This window comes from Streptomyces griseoloalbus, from assembly GCA_014650015.1.
GTDB classification, from domain to species: Bacteria; Actinomycetota; Actinomycetes; order Streptomycetales; family Streptomycetaceae; genus Streptomyces; species Streptomyces griseoloalbus.
On the sequence record BMUD01000003.1, the window covers coordinates 1 to 18,091 of the forward strand.

At 71.3% G+C, this 18,091-nt stretch carries 12 protein-coding genes; 3 read left to right on the plus strand and 9 right to left on the minus strand.

Annotated features, from left to right (window positions below):
- Nucleotides 1–482: 482 nt before the first annotated feature.
- Together IE178_RS05255 and ptsP are read left to right on the plus strand one after the other, a co-directional pair.
- On the plus strand, nucleotides 483–932 hold the full coding sequence (locus tag IE178_RS05255) for a PTS sugar transporter subunit IIA (RefSeq protein ID WP_184766374.1): 450 nt from the start codon (nucleotides 483–485) through the stop codon (nucleotides 930–932).
- Between the two features lie 76 nt (nucleotides 933–1,008).
- Complete coding sequence (ptsP, locus tag IE178_RS05260; RefSeq protein WP_193511478.1) at nucleotides 1,009–2,679, plus strand: phosphoenolpyruvate--protein phosphotransferase; 1,671 nt, start codon at nucleotides 1,009–1,011, stop codon at nucleotides 2,677–2,679.
- A 78-nt stretch (nucleotides 2,680–2,757) separates the two neighbouring features.
- Here ptsP and IE178_RS05265 read toward each other — a convergent pair whose 3' ends face one another.
- Nucleotides 2,758–3,648 carry a DUF8829 domain-containing protein gene (locus tag IE178_RS05265; RefSeq protein ID WP_193511479.1) on the minus strand — a complete coding sequence of 297 codons (891 nt, stop codon included), beginning with the start codon at nucleotides 3,646–3,648 and terminating at the stop codon, nucleotides 2,758–2,760.
- A 98-nt stretch (nucleotides 3,649–3,746) separates the two neighbouring features.
- Nucleotides 3,747–5,723 carry an acetoacetate--CoA ligase gene (locus tag IE178_RS05270; RefSeq protein ID WP_193511480.1) on the minus strand — a complete coding sequence of 659 codons (1,977 nt, stop codon included), beginning with the start codon at nucleotides 5,721–5,723 and terminating at the stop codon, nucleotides 3,747–3,749.
- A 213-nt stretch (nucleotides 5,724–5,936) separates the two neighbouring features.
- Between IE178_RS05270 and IE178_RS05275 the strand changes: the two genes are divergently transcribed.
- The gene (locus tag IE178_RS05275; protein WP_193511481.1) at nucleotides 5,937–8,315 is read left to right on the plus strand and encodes a glycoside hydrolase family 31 protein; all 2,379 of its coding nucleotides are present in this window, start codon (nucleotides 5,937–5,939) and stop codon (nucleotides 8,313–8,315) included.
- On the opposite strand, the gene IE178_RS05280 is transcribed toward IE178_RS05275, so the two are convergent.
- The 7 genes from IE178_RS05280 to IE178_RS05310 form a co-directional block, all read right to left on the minus strand.
- Nucleotides 8,300–8,842 (minus strand): NUDIX domain-containing protein, encoded by a 543-nt coding sequence (locus IE178_RS05280; RefSeq protein WP_193511482.1) that lies wholly within the window; start codon nucleotides 8,840–8,842, stop codon nucleotides 8,300–8,302. The genes IE178_RS05275 and IE178_RS05280 overlap by 16 nt on opposite strands.
- Before the next feature lie 47 nt (nucleotides 8,843–8,889).
- Complete coding sequence (locus IE178_RS05285) at nucleotides 8,890–9,699, minus strand: M15 family metallopeptidase (RefSeq protein ID WP_193511483.1); 810 nt, start codon at nucleotides 9,697–9,699, stop codon at nucleotides 8,890–8,892.
- Between the two features lie 146 nt (nucleotides 9,700–9,845).
- Nucleotides 9,846–10,451, minus strand: a complete 606-nt coding sequence (locus IE178_RS05290) for a GTP-binding protein (RefSeq protein WP_184766367.1) — start codon at nucleotides 10,449–10,451, stop codon at nucleotides 9,846–9,848.
- Nucleotides 10,432–14,115: a hydantoinase B/oxoprolinase family protein gene (locus IE178_RS05295; RefSeq protein WP_193511484.1), complete on the minus strand. Its 3,684-nt coding sequence runs from the start codon at nucleotides 14,113–14,115 to the stop codon at nucleotides 10,432–10,434. The genes IE178_RS05290 and IE178_RS05295 overlap by 20 nt, the downstream gene beginning before the upstream one ends.
- Before the next feature lie 24 nt (nucleotides 14,116–14,139).
- Nucleotides 14,140–14,535: a DUF742 domain-containing protein gene (locus tag IE178_RS05300; RefSeq protein ID WP_184766365.1), complete on the minus strand. Its 396-nt coding sequence runs from the start codon at nucleotides 14,533–14,535 to the stop codon at nucleotides 14,140–14,142.
- 9 nt (nucleotides 14,536–14,544) lie between these two features.
- Nucleotides 14,545–14,979, minus strand: coding sequence for a roadblock/LC7 domain-containing protein (locus IE178_RS05305; RefSeq protein WP_184766364.1), 435 nt, complete (start codon nucleotides 14,977–14,979; stop codon nucleotides 14,545–14,547).
- Nucleotides 14,976–17,978: a sensor histidine kinase gene (locus IE178_RS05310; RefSeq protein WP_193511485.1), complete on the minus strand. Its 3,003-nt coding sequence runs from the start codon at nucleotides 17,976–17,978 to the stop codon at nucleotides 14,976–14,978. Before IE178_RS05310 ends, IE178_RS05305 begins: the two co-directional genes overlap by 4 nt.
- Between the last annotated feature and the right edge of the window lie 113 nt (nucleotides 17,979–18,091).

Sequence of the window (18,091 nt, forward strand, 5' to 3'; positions counted from 1 at the left end):
TCAAGGAACGGACGCTTCCTTTGTACTCACCCTCTCGGGCTTTCCTCCGGGCGCTTCCCTTCGGTCTTGCGTTTCCGACTCTATCAGATCTTTCCGACCCGATTTCCTCGGCGCTTTCCAGGTTCCCGCTTTCGCGTTTCCCTTTCCGGCGGCTCCGACTTTATCAGGGTTTTCCCGGCTCTCTGACCACCGTCTTGCAGGCGCGCAGAAAGGGACCCCGAGATAGGATCTGACAAGTTGGATTGCTGCCCGGTGGAGACACTCGACGGCGTCCCTCATCCCCAGGCAGGGGTACAACCCTACACGGGGTCGCGGACCACGTGCAAATCGATTAGGGTGGGTGGTCTAGACCTCTCGTCTAGACCGCGGATCTGGACCTGTCCCCCGGAACCGGTACGTCACATGACATACCCTGCTGAACAGCACGCCGGAGACAGGCAGTGACGGCGCCCGTATAGATCTCCACCCCTGGGAGGCTTCCCATGACCACCGTGACGTCCCCGCTCGCAGGACGAGCCATCGGACTGACGTCCGTGCCCGATCCCGTGTTCTCCGGCGCCATGGTCGGCCCGGGTACCGCGATCGACCCCGTACGGGAGCCCTCCGAGGCCGTCTCCCCCGTCGACGGCGTCATCGTGTCTCTGCACCCGCACGCGTTCGTCGTCGTCGACGAGAGCGGACACGGCGTGCTCACCCACCTCGGTATCGACACCGTGCAGCTCAACGGCGAGGGCTTCGAGCTGCTCGTCAACAAGGGCGACACCGTGACGCGCGGTCAGAGCATCGTGCGCTGGGACCCGGCCGCCGTGGAGGCCGCCGGCAAGTCCCCGGTCTGTCCGGTCGTGGCCCTGGAGGCCACGGCGGACGCTCTCTCCGAGCTTCGTCAGGACGGCGATGTGAAGGCCGGCGACAGTCTCTTCCTCTGGAAGTGACGCGGCGCCGTCCGTGACGGCCACCAGGACAACCAACGCGGCGGCTGGACCCGCCGCTCTACCGGAGACGGGTGAGATGGAGACAACGCTGCGAGGCGTCGGTGTCAGCCACGGTGTGGCGATCGGCGAGGTTCGGCACATGGGCACGGCGGTGCTCGAGCCGCCGGCCAAGCAGATCCCGACGGAGGAGGCGGAGCGTGAACAGGGGCGCGCCCGCAAGGCCGTGGAGGCTGTGGCGGCCGATCTGATGGCCCGCGGCAACCTCGCCGGGGGCGAGGCCCAGGCGGTGCTCGAAGCGCAGGCCATGATGGCCCAGGACCCCGAGCTGATGGCTGACGTCGAGCGGCGCATCGCTGTCGGCAGCACAGCCGAACGTGCGGTGTACGACGCGTTCGCCGCGTACCGCGAGCTGCTGGCGAATGCGGGTGAGTACCTCGCGGGCCGGGTGGCCGACCTCGACGACGTGCGGAACCGTATCGTCGCCCGGCTGCTCGGGGTGCCGATGCCGGGTGTGCCGGACAGCGACGAGCCGTACGTCCTCGTGGCCCGTGATCTCGCGCCCGCGGACACGGCACTGCTCGACCCGACTCTGGTGCTCGGTTTCGTGACCGAGGAAGGCGGGCCCACCAGTCACAGCGCCATCCTGGCCCGTGCGCTCGGCGTCCCGGCCGTGGTCGCCCTGCCGGGTGCCGGCGAACTCGCCGAGGGCACGCTGATAGCGGTCGACGGCAGCACCGGCGAGATCTTCGTTGACCCGAGCGAGCAGAAGAGGTCGCAGCTCGAGGCGGCTGCGGCCGAGCGCAGGGCGGCGCTGGCGGCATCGACCGGACCCGGTGCGACCGCCGACGGTCACAAGGTGCCGCTGCTGGCCAACATCGGTGGACCGGCAGATGTGGCGGCCGCCGTCGAGGCGGGCGCCGAGGGCGTCGGTCTCTTCCGGACCGAGTTCCTTTTCCTGGACGACAACAAGAAGGCCCCTTCCGAGGAGAAGCAGGTCGCGGCCTACCGTCAGGTGCTCGAGGCGTTCCCCGAGGGCCGGGTCGTCGTGCGCGTGCTGGACGCCGGTGCGGACAAGCCGCTGGACTTCCTCACTCCGGCGGACGAGCCGAACCCGGCGCTGGGAGTGCGCGGTCTGCGCACGCTGCTGGACCACCCCGCGGTGCTGCGTACCCAGCTGACGGCCCTGGCGAAGGCCGCCGAGGGGCTGCCCGTCTACCTCGAGGTCATGGCCCCGATGGTGGCGGACCGGGCCGACGCCAAGGCTTTCGCGGACGCGTGCCGGGAGGCGGGGCTGCGGGCGAAGTTCGGTGCGATGGTCGAGATCCCGTCGGCTGCCCTGCGGGCGCGCTCGGTCCTGCAGGAGGTTGAGTTCCTGTCGCTGGGCACGAACGACCTCGCGCAGTACACGTTCGCCGCCGACCGTCAGGTGGGCGCGGTCTCCCGGCTGCAGGATCCGTGGCAGCCCGCGTTGCTCGACCTGGTCGCGCTGTCCGCCGAGGCGGCGAAGGCCGAGGGCAAGAGCTGCGGTGTCTGCGGTGAGGCCGCGTCCGACCCGCTGCTCGCGTGTGTGCTGACCGGTCTGGGTGTCACCTCCCTCTCCATGGGTGCGGCGTCCATTCCGTATGTACGGGCGGCACTGGCGAAGTTCACGCTGGCACAGTGTGAGCGGGCCGCGGCGGCAGCCCGCGCGACGGACAGTGCCGCGGATGCCCGTAACGCCGCTCAGGCGGTGCTGTCGGGCGAGTAGCCGGACCGGCCGGTCGGCTGTCGGTTTCCCCGAGGGGCGCTCCACCCGCGGTGGGGCGCCCCTCGTGCGCTGTCCGGCTCAGTGGTGGTGGGCCGGACTCGGGCCCTCCTCTCCCAGGTCGGGGGGCGCGCAGTAGTCGACGTTGGACTCCGGTGGGATGAGGTCTCCGGATTCGGCGTCGGTGCAGTAGGCGTCGAAGACCTCTCCGGCGGTGAGGGGATCGAGTCCGTAGGCGCGCAGTCGCCAGCCGTGGACCCGGTCGGGTGTGCCGGGCTTGCTGATCCGCATGACCAGTCCGCCGGGGCTCCCGGTGGCGAGGCCGAGGGCCAGGACCGTGGTGAATTCGAGGGCCTCGGCCTCGTCCAGTTCCGAGCGGCCGGCGGTGTCGTCGGCGTGCAGTACGGCGACGAGCGTTTCGGCCGTTCCGGAGACGCTGCACACGAGGTGCCGGTCGCCGGGTGGGGCCGTGTCGAGGATGCGGACGAGGAGGTGCGAGGCGCGGGCGAAGGCGGCGCGGCCCAGGTCCTCGCCGCAGGAGGCGCAGGCGCCGAGGCGGGCGAGGAGCGTGGTCGCGTACTCCCAGGTCGCCTGGCGGACTGCCTCGTCGACGAGGGTGGGCAGGAGGTCGGCCAGCGGTTGGCCCTCGTAGGGGACGGTGGGGCCGGTGGACGCGAGTGCGGCCGTGAACCGTGTGCGGCTGGTGTGACTGTCGGGGTCGAGGCCCGTCTTCGCGCAGAAGTCGGCGTAGTCCTCGGGGTCGAAGAGGGCGACCGTGGTGTGGCTGCCCTGCAGTGCGCGCGTCCTGAGGACGGCTTCCACGTGGTTGAGGTAGGTGGTGTGGTCGTCGAAGACGAAGCTGTCGTAGCGCCGCATGGCGCGGAAGTCGTGGTCGTCGGTCAGCAGGCCGATGGTGCCGACGATTTCGCGGCGCAGGACGCGTCGCAAGGTTCGGTGGTCGGTGTACGCCATGTCTCCCCCTGTGCACAGTCGATCAATGCTCACTCACAGTAATCGGCGGCACTGACAATGGGGGCTGGAGGAGACGATGGCGAACCCGGAAGGCCGGCTCAGGCGCGCTTGCGGGCGAGGTCCTCGTAGAAGGCGAGCAGGTCGAGGTTGTCGATGGATCCCGGGTTGACCGCCTTCTCCAGGGGGGTGCCTTGGAGGAGTCGCTTGACCGGGACCTCGATGCGCTTGCCGGTGAGGGTGTGCGGGACGCCGGGGACTTCGATGATCTCGTCGGGGACGTGGCGGGGTGAGAGCTGCTCGCGGATGGTCCGCTTGATACGGCTGAGCAGGTCCTCGTCGAGAGTGGCTCCGGGTGTCAGGTGCACGAACAGCGGCATCCAGTAGCCGCCGTCGGGCTGTTCGACGCCGATGACGAGGGATTCCCTGATCTCGGGGAGGCGTTCGACGGCTTCGTAGATGTCGGCCGATCCCATGCGGACGCCCTGGCGGTTGAGCGTGGAGTCGGAGCGGCCGTGGATGACGACGGAGCCGCGGGAGGTGATGGTGATCCAGTCGCCGTGCCGCCAGACGCCGGGATAGGTGGCGAAGTAGCTGTCGTGGTAGCGGCTGCCGTCGGGGTCGTTCCAGAAGTGGATCGGCATGGAGGGCATCGGGTTGGTGACCACGAGTTCGCCGACCTCGTCGGTCAGGGGCCTGCCGCTGGGGTCCCAGGACTGCAGGTTCGTGCCCAGACCGGGTGCCTGGAGCTCGCCGATGTGGACCGGGAGGGTCGGTACGGCTCCGGCGAAGCAGGAGCACACGTCCGTGCCGCCGCTGACGGAGGCGATCCACAGGTCGGCCCCGCTGTCGGCGAACTCGTCGTGCAGCCATCGGAAGCCGTCGGGGGGCAGGGGGGATCCGGTGGTCGCGACGCACTTGACCGCGGAGAGGTCGAAGTCGCGCGAGGGGTGCACGTCGGCCTTGCGGCAGGCCATGACGTACGCGGCGGAGGTGCCGTAGAGGGTGGCGCCGGTGCGTTCGGCGATCCGCCACTGGGCGCCCGTGTCCGGGTAGCCGGGGCTTCCGTCGTACAGGACGATCGTCGTTCCGGTCAGGAGCCCGGAGACGAGGAAGTTCCACATCATCCAGCCGGTCGAGGTGTACCAGAAGAAACGGTCCTCGGGACCCAGGTCGCAGTGGAGTCCGAGCTGCTTGAGGTGTTCGACGAGGATGCCGCCCTGGGACTGGACGATCGCCTTGGGCAGTCCGGTGGTGCCCGAGGAGTAGAGCACCCACAGGGGGTGGTCGAAGGGCACCTGCTCGAAGACCGGTTCCGTGTCCGCGGAGGTGAGGGCGGACCAGTCCAGCGCGTCGTCGGGCGCCTCGGTGCCGAGCAGGGGGATGTGGACGACGGCGCGCAGGGTGGGCAGTTCGCGGCGGAGTTCGGCGACGACGTCGCGGCGGTCGTGCTCCTTGCCGCCGTAGCGGTAGCCGTCGACGGTGAACAGGACGACGGGTTCGACCTGCTGGAAGCGGTCGAGGACGCTGCGGGCACCGAAGTCGGGTGCGCAGGACGTCCACACTCCGCCCACGGCCGCCGTGGCGAGGAGGGCGACGACGGCTTGCGGGATGTTCGGGAGATAGCCGCTGACGCGGTCGCCCGGACGTACGCCCAGGGCGCGCAGTCGGGCTGCGAGGGAGCCGACCTGGCGGCGCAGCTCGGCCCAGGTGACGGAATGCGGGTCGTGGGCCTCGTCGACGTGCAGGAGAGCCGGTTCGTCCGCGCGGGAAGCCGCCGCGCGCAGGGCGTGCTCCGCGTAGTTCAGGGTCGCTCCGGGGAACCACTGGGCACCGGGCATCGAGCGGTCGCCCAGCACGCGCGCGTAGGGGGTGGAGAAGCGGACGTCGAACCACTGCGTGACCGCTTTCCAGAACGTGTCCAGCTCGTCCACCGACCAGCGGTGGAGCGCCGCGTAGCCGCCCTCGGCGGGGGCGCCGTGGTGTGCGGCGGCCCATGCCTGGAACTTGGTGATCCGTGCCTGGGCGATCTGTTCCGGATCCGGCTGCCAGAGCGGCTGGGGGTTCACGGTCGACATGGGGCGGCTCCCGGACTGTGCGCGTCGTGTGCGTCCTCCGCGCACGAGCTGGGGTGTGCGCGTGACGCGGCTGACAGGGACGATGCCACGTGATCGACTTCCACACCAGGGCGCCCCCCACATAGTCCGTGCCGTGAAGATGTGGCCCGGTCACGGGTGAACGGCAGTTGAACGACCCGCGCGGAGGGCGCTGTCGATGGCAGGGTGAGCAGCATGGACGGTCGTGACCTGGTGCGTTCTGTAAAGGCGGTCGGTTCGGTGGGGGCGGCTCAGGGGTTGCGTACCGTACGAGCAGCGTGGCGCAGGCGGCGGGCCGACGCCACCGGGCTGCCGCCGCGGGGGCCGGAACGGGCCCGTGTGCCCGGGACCGTACGGGAGGTGGAGCCGGGGCCGGGTGGCGGGCTGATCAGGTTCAGCCGCTCGGATCTGCGGATCTTCGTGGCGGTGAACGGTGCCGTCTTCTGGGGGTGGGACGGGGCGGCTCCCGAGCCGTCCTACGCGCTGGCGGGCCGATGCCCCGATCCGGATCCGCGGGCAGCGCTGGAGCCGGACAAGGACGGTGGCTGGCGTGTGGTGGCCGAGCGCATGACGGTCGTCGTCTCACGGCTCGGCGCGGTGGAGGTCCTCACCCCCGGGGGTGTGTCGCTGCGGCGGGATCTGCCGCCGCGGTGGTGGGAGCCGGTCGGCGGTGGCGCCGCGCGCTGGATGCAGCGGTCCGAGGTGCCGGCGGACGCCCGCTTCTTCGGCCTCGGTGGTCGTGCGTCGGGTCCCCGGCTGCGGGATGGTACGTACCGGCTGTGGAACACCGACCCGGGCCGTGCCTTCGGGCCCGGCGACGATCCGCTCGCGATCACGATGCCGGTGCAGACGGTGGTGGCCGACGCGGGCACGCATCTGGTGTTCCACGACAACTCGTGGGACGGCAGTGTGACGGTGCGCGAGGGTGAGGAAGGCGCCGGTTCCGGGCACGACCGGGCCGGGTCGAGTGAGCTGCGGATGGACGGCGGCCCGTTGCGCTGCTGGGTGATGGTGGGCACCCCCGCGCGCGTGCTGCTCGCCTGGGCGTCGCTCACCGGTGCGCCGGCGCTGCCGCCCGCGTGGGCGCTCGGTCACCAGCACGCGCGCGAGGGTTTCGGCGGCGAGGACGAGGTACGGCGGGTCGTCGCGGGCCACCTCGAGCACGGGCTGCCGCTCGACGCCGTGCACCTGGGCGTCGACCACTTCGACTCCCGTCGGGTGTTCACCGTCGACCAGGAGCGGTTCCCCAAGCTGCCGGTCCTCGCGGACGAGCTGCGGCGCGAGGGGATCCGGCTGGTGTCGGTCGTCGGTCCGGCGGTCGGTGCGATGCCCGGCACCCCCGTGTACGACGAGGGGGCGGGGCGGGACGCGTTCGTGCGGGATGCCGCCGGGGAGGTCGTGCGGGGGGTCTCGTGGCCCGGGGAGGCGGTGTTTCCGGACTTCACGCACCCGCGGGTGCGGGAGTGGTGGGGTGGGTTGTACGCGGAGCGGCTGGCCCAGGGGTTCGCCGGTTTCTGGCACACCTTGGACGAGCCCACATCGTTCACGGCGTTCGGGGAGCCGACGCTGCCGCGGTCGGCCCGGCACGCTCTGGACGGGCGGGGCGGTGACCATCGTGAGGCGCACAACGTGTACGGCTTGTGCATGGCCGGGGCGGCGTACGAGGGGCTGCGCGAGCAGGCGCCCAAGGAGCGGCCGTTCGTGTTCTCGCGCTCCGGGTGGGCCGGTATGCAGCGTTACGGCGGAGCGTGGTCGGGCGGGGCGGTGACGGGGTGGGCCGGGCTGCGGGCCTCGCTGGCGCTGGTACTGGGTCTCGGACTGTGCGGAGTTCCCCACTCGGGCCCGGACGCCGGCGGGCTCAACGGGGAGTCGTCGCCCGAGCTGTATCTGCGCCGGCTCCAGTTGGGGGCGTATCTGCCGTTGTTCCGTACGCACGCCGGTCCGCGTGCGGGTGGAAGGGATCCGTGGGAGTTCGGTGCCGAGGTGCTGGACCACGCGCGCGTGGTGTTCGCCGAACGCCGGCGGCTGCTGCCGTACTTCGTGACACTGGCGTATCTTGCCCGGCGTACCGGGGCGCCGTATGTGCGGCCGTTGTGGTGGTCGGCGCCCGAGGAACGCGCGGTGCGCGACTGTGAGGACGCCTTCCTGCTCGGCGACTGTCTGCTGGTGGCGCCGGTGCTGGAACCGGGTGCGGAGCGGCGGGCCGTCCGGCTGCCGCGCGGGCGGTGGTACGACACGGCGACGGAGCGGGCGTACGAGGGTCCGGGCCAGGTGCTGGTCGACGCGCCCCTGGGGCGGATACCGGTGTTCGCCCGCGCGGGCGCCGTCCTTCCCGTGCGGGGGGAGGACGGCGGTACGGAGCTGGAGGTGTGGGCGCCCGGCCGGGGGCGGACCGGGGGCGGGCTGGTCGTGCCGGATGCCGGCGACGGGTGGGAGGAGCCGGGGATCGAGCGTTACACGGTCCGGTGGTCGGGCCCGCGGATCGTCGTCGAGCGGGAGTGCGGGGACGGCGTCGGTGAGCCGCCCTGCCCGGTGCGCGTCCGCGGGCTGGGCCACGCTCAGGGGCAGATGTAACGGCCCTCGAACCAGGCCCGTACCGCCAGGGTGTGCAGGGGGAACACGAGTTCCTCGGGGCGGCGCAGCAGGTGCCGCCCCGAGGTCTCGTCGGTGGGGGCGGAGGGCGGCAGGTCCTCTGCCGGGCGTTCCGGGAGGAGACCGAACAGCAGCAGGTGTCCGTCGGGTGAGCTCATGGCGTCGGCGAGCCGGACGTCGCGGCTCGCCGCGTCGATTCCGGTCTCTTCCCTGAGTTCACGGACGACGGCCTGGCGCCAGTCCTCCCGGTCGTCGATGTATCCGCCGGGCAGGGCCGTGCCCCCGCGCGCGGGCTCGATGGTCCGGGTGATGACGACCAGGGCGGTGCCCTGTGCGTCGTACACGGGCTGGAGGGCCACCGCGACCGGCAGCGGGTTGCGGTAGGCCACGGTGCCGCAGGCCGGGCAGGTGCGCGGCCAACCGGAGACGCCCTCTCCGAAGGGCGTGCCGCAGCTCGAACAGTGGCTGTTCGGCGTTGAGTTGGGAACCAAGGATTGAGTTTCGGACACGCGCGCGACTGTATCCGATCACTCGGGGGGCGTCTCCGGTAGGGCGTTCAGTGGTGGCCGGTGAGCGACCCGTGGGACACCGGGAAGTCGAAGTAGGTGTCCGGGTACGCCTCGGGTTTGAAGGTGTAGTGCCACCACTCCTCGGCGAGGTTGACGTAGCCGAGGTCCTCCAGGGTGGTCTTGAGCAGCAGTCGGTGGGCGCGTTGTTCGCCCTGGACACGGGGGTCGAGGGTGTGGCTGAGGGTGTCGAAGCAGTCGTACCCGGTGCCCATGTCGACGGAGTTGTCGGGGAACCGCTCGTCCTTGGGGGCGAAGCAGGGGCTGAGGGGTTGTCCGGGGTGGTACGGCCGGGTCGGCCTCGCGGGGAGTTTCACGAGGGTAAGGTCCACGGTCGAGCCGCGGCTGTGGCCGGATTTCTCCGCGATGTAACCGTCGGCGAACAGCCGGGTCTTGTCGACGTTCGGATAGAACTCGGTCTTCATGGCCTGGTCGTCGAGGTCCTTGGCCCAGCGGACGAAGTGGTCCACCGCGCGCTGCGGCCGGTAGCAGTCGTACACCTTCAGGGAGTAGCCCTGGCGCAGCAGCTTCCGCTGTGCGGTGTGCAGGGCCCGGGCGGCGGGGCGGGTGAGGAGGCACAGGGGCTGCCGATAGCCGTCGATGCGCTCGCCCACGAAGTTGTGCGGGGTGAAGTACCGCATTTCCTGGATGATCGTCGGGTCCACGCTGTTCAGGGCCACGAAGTCCTGGGGTGCTCGGGGCTCGGGTTCTGCCTGGGCGGGGGCGGACGCGGCGGTCGCGGTGAGCAGGGCGGCGACGGCGGTGACCAGACCGCGTACCGTGGTGGAGAGTCGTGTCATGTCTCCTGCATCTATCAGGAGTGGGCTCCGCCGGGGAAGCACCCTGCCCTGCGCGACGGCCACTGCCGGCTGAGCGGATGCGGTCCCTGTGCGCCGCGGCCCGTACTCCGGTCGGCGGGAGTACGGGCCGCGGGCCCGGGGTGGCCTCAGGTGGTGACCGCCCGGCGGCGCTCGGCGGCCTGCGCCATGGCGTGCTGGACGACGCCGATGAGGGTTTCCTTGACCGATTCGCGGTCCCGTGCGTCGGTCATCACCAGCGGCACGTGGTCGTCGAGGTCGAGGGCCCTGCGAACGTCCTCCTCGGGATAACGCGCCGCTCCGTCGAAGCAGTTGACGCCGACGAGGAAGGGTATGGAGCGCCGCTCGAAGTAGTCGATGGCCGCGAAGCAGTCCTCCAGCCGCCGGGTGTCGGCGAGGACGACGGCCCCGAGGGCGCCCTCGGACAGTTCGTCCCACATGAACCAGAACCGCTCCTGGCCCGGCGTGCCGAAGAGGTACAGCACCAGGTCCTCGCGGAGCGTGATGCGGCCGAAGTCCATGGCCACGGTGGTGGTGCTCTTCGCTTCCACACCGCTGGTGTCGTCGACCGGGCGCCCCGCCTCGGTGAGGAGTTCCTCGGTGCGCAGCGGTCGGATCTCGCTGACCGCGCCGACCAGCGTGGTCTTGCCCACACCGAAGCCACCGGCCACCAGGATCTTGAGCGTGACGGGCTCGACCGGGGGCTTGCCGCGCTCAGAACGCCCGAAGATCATCGATCTCTTCTCCTGCTTGATGGGAATCGGGCGGCGGGCCGTATCCCCCGCCGCCGGGGGTTTCGATGACGAACACGTCGCCGGGACCGACGTCCGCGGAGTCGCTTCCGTCGAGCGCGGTGACCGTGCCGTCCGCGCGTTCGATCCGGTGGGTGCCCCGCGCGCCCGGTCCGCCGCCGGCCATCCCGTACGGGGGGACCCTGCGGTGCTGGGACAGCGTGGAGACGGTCATGGGCTCCAGGAAGCGGATGCGGCGCACGGCCCCGTCTCCGCCGCGCCACCGTCCGGCGCCGCCGCTGCCGCGGCGCACCGCGAACTCCTCGAGGCGGACGGGCAGTCGCCACTCCAGGATCTCGGGGTCGGTGAGCCGCGAGTTGGTCATGTGGGTCTGCACGGCCGACGCGCCGGGGAACCCGTCTCCGGCACCCGAGCCGGAGGCGACCGTCTCGTAGTACTGGTGGCGTGCGTTGCCGAAGGTGACGTTGTTCATGGTGCCCGAGCCTTCCGCCTGGACGCCGAGGGCCGCGTAGAGGGCGCCGGTGACGGCCTGGGACGTCTCCACGTTGCCCGCGACGACGGCGGCCGGGGGCTCGGGTGCCAGCATGGAGCCCGGCGGGACGATGATCCTCAGCGGGCGCAGACAGCCGTCGTTGAGCGGGATGTCGTCGGCGACCAGGGTGCGGAAGACGTAGAGGACGGCCGCGTTGACGACCGAGAAGGGGGCGTTGAAATTGGTGGGCAACTGTGCGGACGTGCCGGTGAAGTCGATGGTCGCGCGGCGGTCGTGGCGGTCCACGCGCACGCGTACGCGGATGACGGCGCCCGCATCGGTCTCGTAGGCGTACTCGCCGTCGTCGAGGGCGTCGATGACCCGGCGCACCGCCTCTTCGGCGTTGTCCTGGACGTGCTTCATGTAGGCCTGGACGACGTCGAGGCCGAAGTTCGCGATCATGCGGCCGACCTCCTCGACGCCCTTGCGGTTGGCGGCGATCTGGGCGCGCAGGTCGGCCAGGTTGGTCGCCGGGTTGCGGGAGGGATGGGGCGCCCCGGTGAGGAGGCGGAGGGTCTCCTCCTCACGGAAGCGGCCGTTCTCGGTGAGCAGCCAGTTGTCGAAGAGGACGCCCTCCTCGTCGATGGTGCGGCTGCCGGCCGGCATGGAGCCGGGGGCGATGCCGCCGATCTCGGCGTGGTGGCCGCGTGAGGCGACGTAGAAGAGGACCTGCCGCTCACGCTCCGTGTCGTCACCGGGTCCGGTGTCGAAGACCGGGGTGATCACGGTGACGTCGGGCAGATGGGTACCGCCGTGGTACGGGTCGTTGACGGCGTAGGTGTCCCCCGGCCGCATGGCCGCGCCGCGCCGCCGGATGACCTCCTTGACGCTGGTGCCCATCGATCCCAGGTGGACGGGGATGTGCGGGGCGTTGGCCACCAGGTTTCCGTCGGGGTCGAAGAGGGCGCAGGAGAAGTCCAGGCGCTCCTTGATGTTGACGGACTGGGCGGTGGATTCGAGGCGGGCGCCCATTTGTTCGGCGATGGACATGAAGAGGTTGTTGAAGACCTCGAGCCGAACCGGGTCGACTTTCGTGTCGGCGTCGGAACTCTGCGTGATCGCGACGCGTTCCATGACCAGATGCCCGTCGTCGGTCGCCGCGGCCCGCCAGCCGTCGTCGACGACGGTCGTCGCGCCGGATTCGGTGATGATCGCCGGGCCGGTGACGGTTTCGCCGGGGGGAAGGTCTTCGCGGCGGTGGAGGGGTACCTCGCGCCAGGTGCCGCCGGTATGGAGGCGGACGGTCTGCGGGGCGGTGGTGCTGTGCCTTGGGGTGCCTTCGTAGGGAGCGAGGGCGGAGAGATCGGGGGGTTCGGTGATGCCGGTGGCTTCGACGGAGAGGGCTTCGACGACGATCGGGCGGTCGAGCGTGAAGGAGTACGTGGCGCGATGACGGTCCTCGAAGGTGCGCCGCATCGTGTCGGGGTCGGTCAGCTCGACGGTGAGGGTGGTGTCGGTGCCGTCGTAGCGGAGCTGGGCGCGACGGGTGACCTCGATCCGTTCCTCGGGGACGTCCTCGGCGAGGAGTTCGGCGCGGGCCGCCGTCTCCAGGTCGTCGGCCCTCTTGTGGACGCCGGGCATCGCGGCGGGCTCCAGACGCGCCTCGACGGAGCGCTCGCGCATGGCCGTGGTGTCGGCGAGGCCGATGCCGAGCGCGGACAGGACGCCCGCCATGGGCGGGACGAGGACGGTGCGGATGCCGAGGGAGTCGGCGACCATGCAGGCGTGCTGTCCGCCCGCTCCGCCGAAGGTGGTGAGGGCGTACCGGGTGATGTCGTGGCCCTTTTGTACGGAGATCCGCTTGACCGCTCCGGCGATGTTGGCGACGGCGATCTGCAGGTAGCCCTCGGCGACCTGCTCGGGGGTGCGGTCGTCTCCCGTCCGCTCGCGGATCTCGCGGGCGAGGACGGCGAAGCGGTCGTGGACGAGTTCGGCGTCCAGGGGCTGGTCGCCGTCCGGGCCGAACACCGTGGGGAAGTGGGCGGGCTGGATCCGGCCGAGCATGACGTTGGCGTCGGTGACGGCGAGGGGGCCGCCGCGGCGGTAGCAGGCGGGGCCCGGGTCCGCGCCGGCGGAGTCCGGTCCCACGCGGTAGCGGGAGCCGTCGAAGTGGAGGACCGAGCCTCCGCCGGCGGCGACGGTGTGGATGTCCAGCATGGGCGCGCGCAGCCGGACTCCGGCGATCCGGGTGGTGAAGACGCGTTCGTACTCGCCCGCGAAGTGTGAGACGTCGGTGGAGGTGCCGCCCATGTCGAAGCCGATGACGCGGTCGAATCCGGCGAGCTGCGACATGCGGGCCATGCCGACGATGCCGCCGGCCGGTCCCGAGAGGATGGCGTCCTTGCCGCGGAACTGCCCGGCCTCGGCGAGACCGCCGTTGGACTGCATGAACATCAGCCGTACGCCTTCGAGTGCGTCCGCGACATGCCGGACGTGGCGGCGCAGCACGGGCGAGAGGTAGGCGTCGACGACGGCGGTGTCCCCGCGCGGGACCAGCTTCATCAGAGGGCTGACTTCGCTGGACAGCGAGATCTGCGGGAAGCCGATGCAGGCGGCGAGTTCCCCGACCGCCTGTTCGTGAGCGGGGTGGAGATGGCTGTGCACGCAGACCACGGCGACGGCCCGGATCCCGTCGTCGTGGGCCTGCCGCAGCGGCCCGGTGAGGGCGTCGAGGTCCGGGGCGCGCAGGACGGTGCCGTCGGCGGCGATGCGTTCGTCCACCTCGACGACGCGTTCGTACAGCAGCTCGGGCAGTTCGATGCGGCGGGCGAAGATGCGGGGGCGGTTCTGGTAGGCGATGCGCAGGGCGTCACGGAAGCCGCGGGTGACGACCAGCAGGGTGCGCTCGCCCTTGCGCTCGAGGAGGGCGTTGGTGGCGACGGTGGTCCCCATGCGCACGGTGTCGACGGGGGCGTCGGATCCGGCCAGCAGCTCACGGACGCCCACGACCGCCGCGTCGGTGCCGACGGCCCCCCGGCTCGCGGGCAGCCGGGAGCGGTCCGGAGCCGGATGGTCGGACAGCACCTTGTGGGTGAGCAGGCGGCCGTCGGGGCGCCGCGCGACGATGTCGGTGAAGGTGCCGCCTCGGTCGACCCAGAACTGCCAGCCTGTCACGTCAGTACCCCGCTTCCGCGCCGGTCACAGCGCCCGGAGGCCGTTGATCACGTCGCGCAGAATACTCTCGTCCGGCAGTTCCGCCGGGGGTACGGGCCGGTTCACATGGACGAATTCGCTGTCCACGAGATCTCCGACGAGGACCCGGACCACTCCGATCGGCAGGTCGAGTTCGGCGGCGAGTTCGGCGACCGTCTGCGGGACGTCACGGCACAGTTCGACGATGTCCACGTGCTCCGGGGAGAGCGTGGGGTCCGCCTCGGGATCGTCCGCGTGCGGTTCCGTGACGACCACAGCGATCAGGTCGAGGCGGTGCTGGGCCGCACTGGTGGTGCGGCCCCGCGTCATGGCATACGGGCGCACGACCGGTCCGGCCTCGTCGTCGAACCAGTGGTTTCCACCCTGACCGTCAGCGCTCATGTCACCCCACTACCCGCCCGATGGCACATCGGTGCGCGGAGCGGCACCCAGATGCACACCGACCCGCTTCACGAGCAGCGTCATCTCGTAGGCGACCTGCCCGACGTCCGAGTCGGCGTCCGCCAGGACGGCGAGGCAGCTGCCGTCGCCGGCGGCGGTGACGAACAGGAACGCCTCGTCGAGTTCCACGACGGTCTGACGGACCTCGCCGGCCTCGAAATGGCGGCCCACGCCCTTGGCGAGACTGTGGAAGCCGGAGGCGACGGCCGCCAGATGCTCGCTGTCCTCCCGGGTCAGGTCCTTCGACGCGCCCGTGGCCAGGCCGTCACCGGAGAGCACGACCGCCTTGCGGATGCTGGCGACGCGATCCACGAGATCGTCGAGGAGCCAGTTCAGCTCCCCCTTGTCGGTCGTGCTGTGGCCGGTGGCCTTCGGTGCGGTCATCGACCGTCCCCCTCTGTCGTTCGTCGTGGTGCTGTGCCGCTGTCGGCGTCGTCGCCTGCGGCGTTCTCCTCACGGCCGCGCTGCCAGCCGCGCTGGAGCGAGGCCATGCGGTTGCGTACTTCGTCGGCGTCCCGTTCAACGGGCAGGGCCCTGTCCTCGTTCCGCCGTTCGACACCGCGCTTGAGCTGCGGGGCGAGGCTGGCCTGCCGTACGCGCCGCGGCAGCGATCCGCCGCCGGGCTGCGCGGTGCCGGCGTCCGGCCCGTCCGTGGCCGGCGGGGAGTCGTCGGGGCCACCCGCCGTGATCGCGGGGCGGCGGACGCGCTGGGGCAGTCCGGCAGGCGGATCCGGCCGATCGTCGCCCACGGGCCCGGGGGGTGCGGGAGCGTCGTTCCGCTCCACTGCGCCGCTCCCGGGGCGGGAGGGGGCAGGGCTCCGGCGGCGGGCGGGCAGCGGCGGGGGTGTCTCCGCGTCCTGCTGTTCGCGCTCCCGGTCGGCGGAGAGCCGTTCGGCTCGGCGGCGGGCGGGGAGCGGCGACAGCGCCTCCGACCCCGGACGGCCGGTGCCCCGGCGTCCTGCGGAATCCTCCCCGCGGCGGCGAGTCGGCAGCGGCGCCGCTGCTTCCGGCTCGGGGCGGGCCGACGAGGTGGTCGTGTCCTCCTCGTCCGTCCCCTCCCCGCGCGTGCGCTGGTCACGCACCGGGCGCCCGTGGGAGCTGACCAGCTTGGGCGTACCCCTGCGGGCCAGCGGGACCGGGGCACTCATCCGGTCGTCCGCCTGCGGGTCCGTGTCCTCACGGTTGTCGGGGGTCTGCTGATGAGGCTCGGGCCCGCGGCCGGACCGCTCGTCCCTGGTGCCGGTGAGGGAGCGGCGGGGGCGGAAGAGGCCGCCGCGCCCACCGTCCTCGTCGCCGAGTGCGCCGGGGAAGCCGTCGAGGGCGTCCAGGTCGACGGGGGCTTCCAGTTCGACCGGCCCGTCCAGCAGCGAGGCGGGCAGCCGGGGCAGCTGTACGGGCACCTGGGACAGCGCGGCACGGCGGCTGTCCTCCGGTTCCCGGTCCTTGGGGCGCCGGGGGCGGTCGAGGCGGAAGCCGATGCCGTTGGTGTCCGGAACGTCGTCCGTGAGCAGGGCGTCGGGGATGAACACGACCGCCGTGGTGCCGCCGTACGGGGAGGGCTGCAGGGAGACCCGGACGTTCTGGCGCTGGGCGAGACGGCTGACCACGAACAGTCCGAGCCGGTCCGTGTCGGAGAGCTCGAACTCCGGGGTCTCGGCGAGCCTGAGGTTGGCGTCCAGGAGTGCGTCGGCCGCCATGCCGAGCCCGCGGTCGTGGATCTCCAGGGTGAAGCCGTTGGCCACGCGCTCGCCCAGGACCTGGACGGCGGTGTGCGGCGGGGAGAACACCGTGGCGTTCTCCAGCAGTTCTGCCACGAGATGGGTGAGGTCGGCGACGGCCGGTCCGGTGACGGCGACCCTCGGCAGCCGGCGGACCTCGACCCGCTCGTAGTCCTCGACCTCGGCGACGGAGGCGCGTACGACATCCATGAGCTGGACGGGCTTGCGCCACTGCCGGGAGGGGGCGGCGCCGGAGAGGATCACCAGACCTTCGGCGTGCCGGCGCATACGGGTGGTCAGGTGGTCCAGTCGGAACAGGTCGGCCAGTTCCTCGGTGTCCTCGGTCCTGCGCTCCATGGTGTCCAGCAGGGTCAGCTGCTTGTGCAGCAGGACCTGGCTGCGGCGGGCGAGATTGACGAACACCTCGGAGACGCCGGCGCGCAGTTCGGCCTGTTTGACGGCGGCCTCCACGGCGGCGCGCTGGAGGGTGTTGAGGGCCTGGCCGACCTCTCCCATCTCGTTCTTGTCGTACTCCAGGAGCGGAACCTCGGTCTCGACGTCGACCTGTTCGCCCGCCGAGAGGCGGCGCATCACACTGGGCAGCCGCACGCCGGACGCCTCGTGGGCCTCAAGGCGCAGCTGCCGCAGGTCGCGGATGAGCCCGCGGCCGACGCGGACGGAGAGGAAGAGGGAGACCAGGAGGGCGACCAGTCCGAGGATGCCGGCGATGACGGCCTGGGCGATGACGCCCATGGCGACGGGGCGGACGCGGTCCTGGTAGCGGTCGGTGGCCTGGTCGTTGAGGGTGCCGAGCTCGGCGAGCACATTGCCGGCGGCGATGTCCCAGCTCTTCGCGGTGATCCCGCGGGGCGGCCCGGTGCCGGAGGAGATCGCGGCCTCTTCGCCCACGCGCAGCGGAGCGGACGTGGCGTTCTTCCAGAAGCTCTCGTAGCGGTCGCGCTCGGCCGCGGGCAACTGCGGCAGACCGGCGTCGTACATCAGCGTGCGCTGCGCCACGAGGTCGGAGATGTCCCGCAGTTCGGCACGGGACAGCTTGCCGACGATCAGGGCGGAGCCGAGCAGGGCGTCCTGGCGGGCGAGCAGTTCGCGTGCGCGGGCGAGGCTCACGAGGGCGCGGTACTGCTTGTCGAGCTCGACGTCTTCGATCACGTGGAGATCGGCCAGCAGGACGTAGCACGGGTCGATCAGCCGGTTGTAGAGGTCGAGGGCCTGCAAGCGGTTGACGGTGCCGTCCTCGACGCTGCGGCGCAGGGACTCGATGCCGTCGAAGGAGTCCAGCACGGCGGTCAGCTCGCTGGAGTCGCCGTGCATGGCCTCGTGCACGTCGGAATGCGCGGCGTTCGTACGCACGCTGTCGACGGCCTTGTCGGTGGCGGCGCGGCTGCGGCGCAGTGCGGCGAGTCCGTCGGAGGCACGGGGATCCGCGAGATAGACGAGGGTCTGCCGACGCTCCTGCTGCAGGACGCGGACGGTGTCCTCGACGGGGTAGCCGACCTCCTCCATCACCGACGACACGTCGAACAGATGGCTTGCCTCGCGGCCCGTGATCGCCGTGGTGAAGGCCCAGATCGTCGTCAGGGACAACAGCGGCACGAGAAGCAGCGCCACGATCTTCCGGCGGATGGACTTCCCGCGAAAGCGCATGGCCTCCCCCAGCTCGGCCCCCGACCGACCGGGGGTACACATGTGCGTCAACAAACGGCGCGAGCCTACTACCGAGCCGGGGTGAACTCGAAGAGCCGTCCGGAACCTGCAGT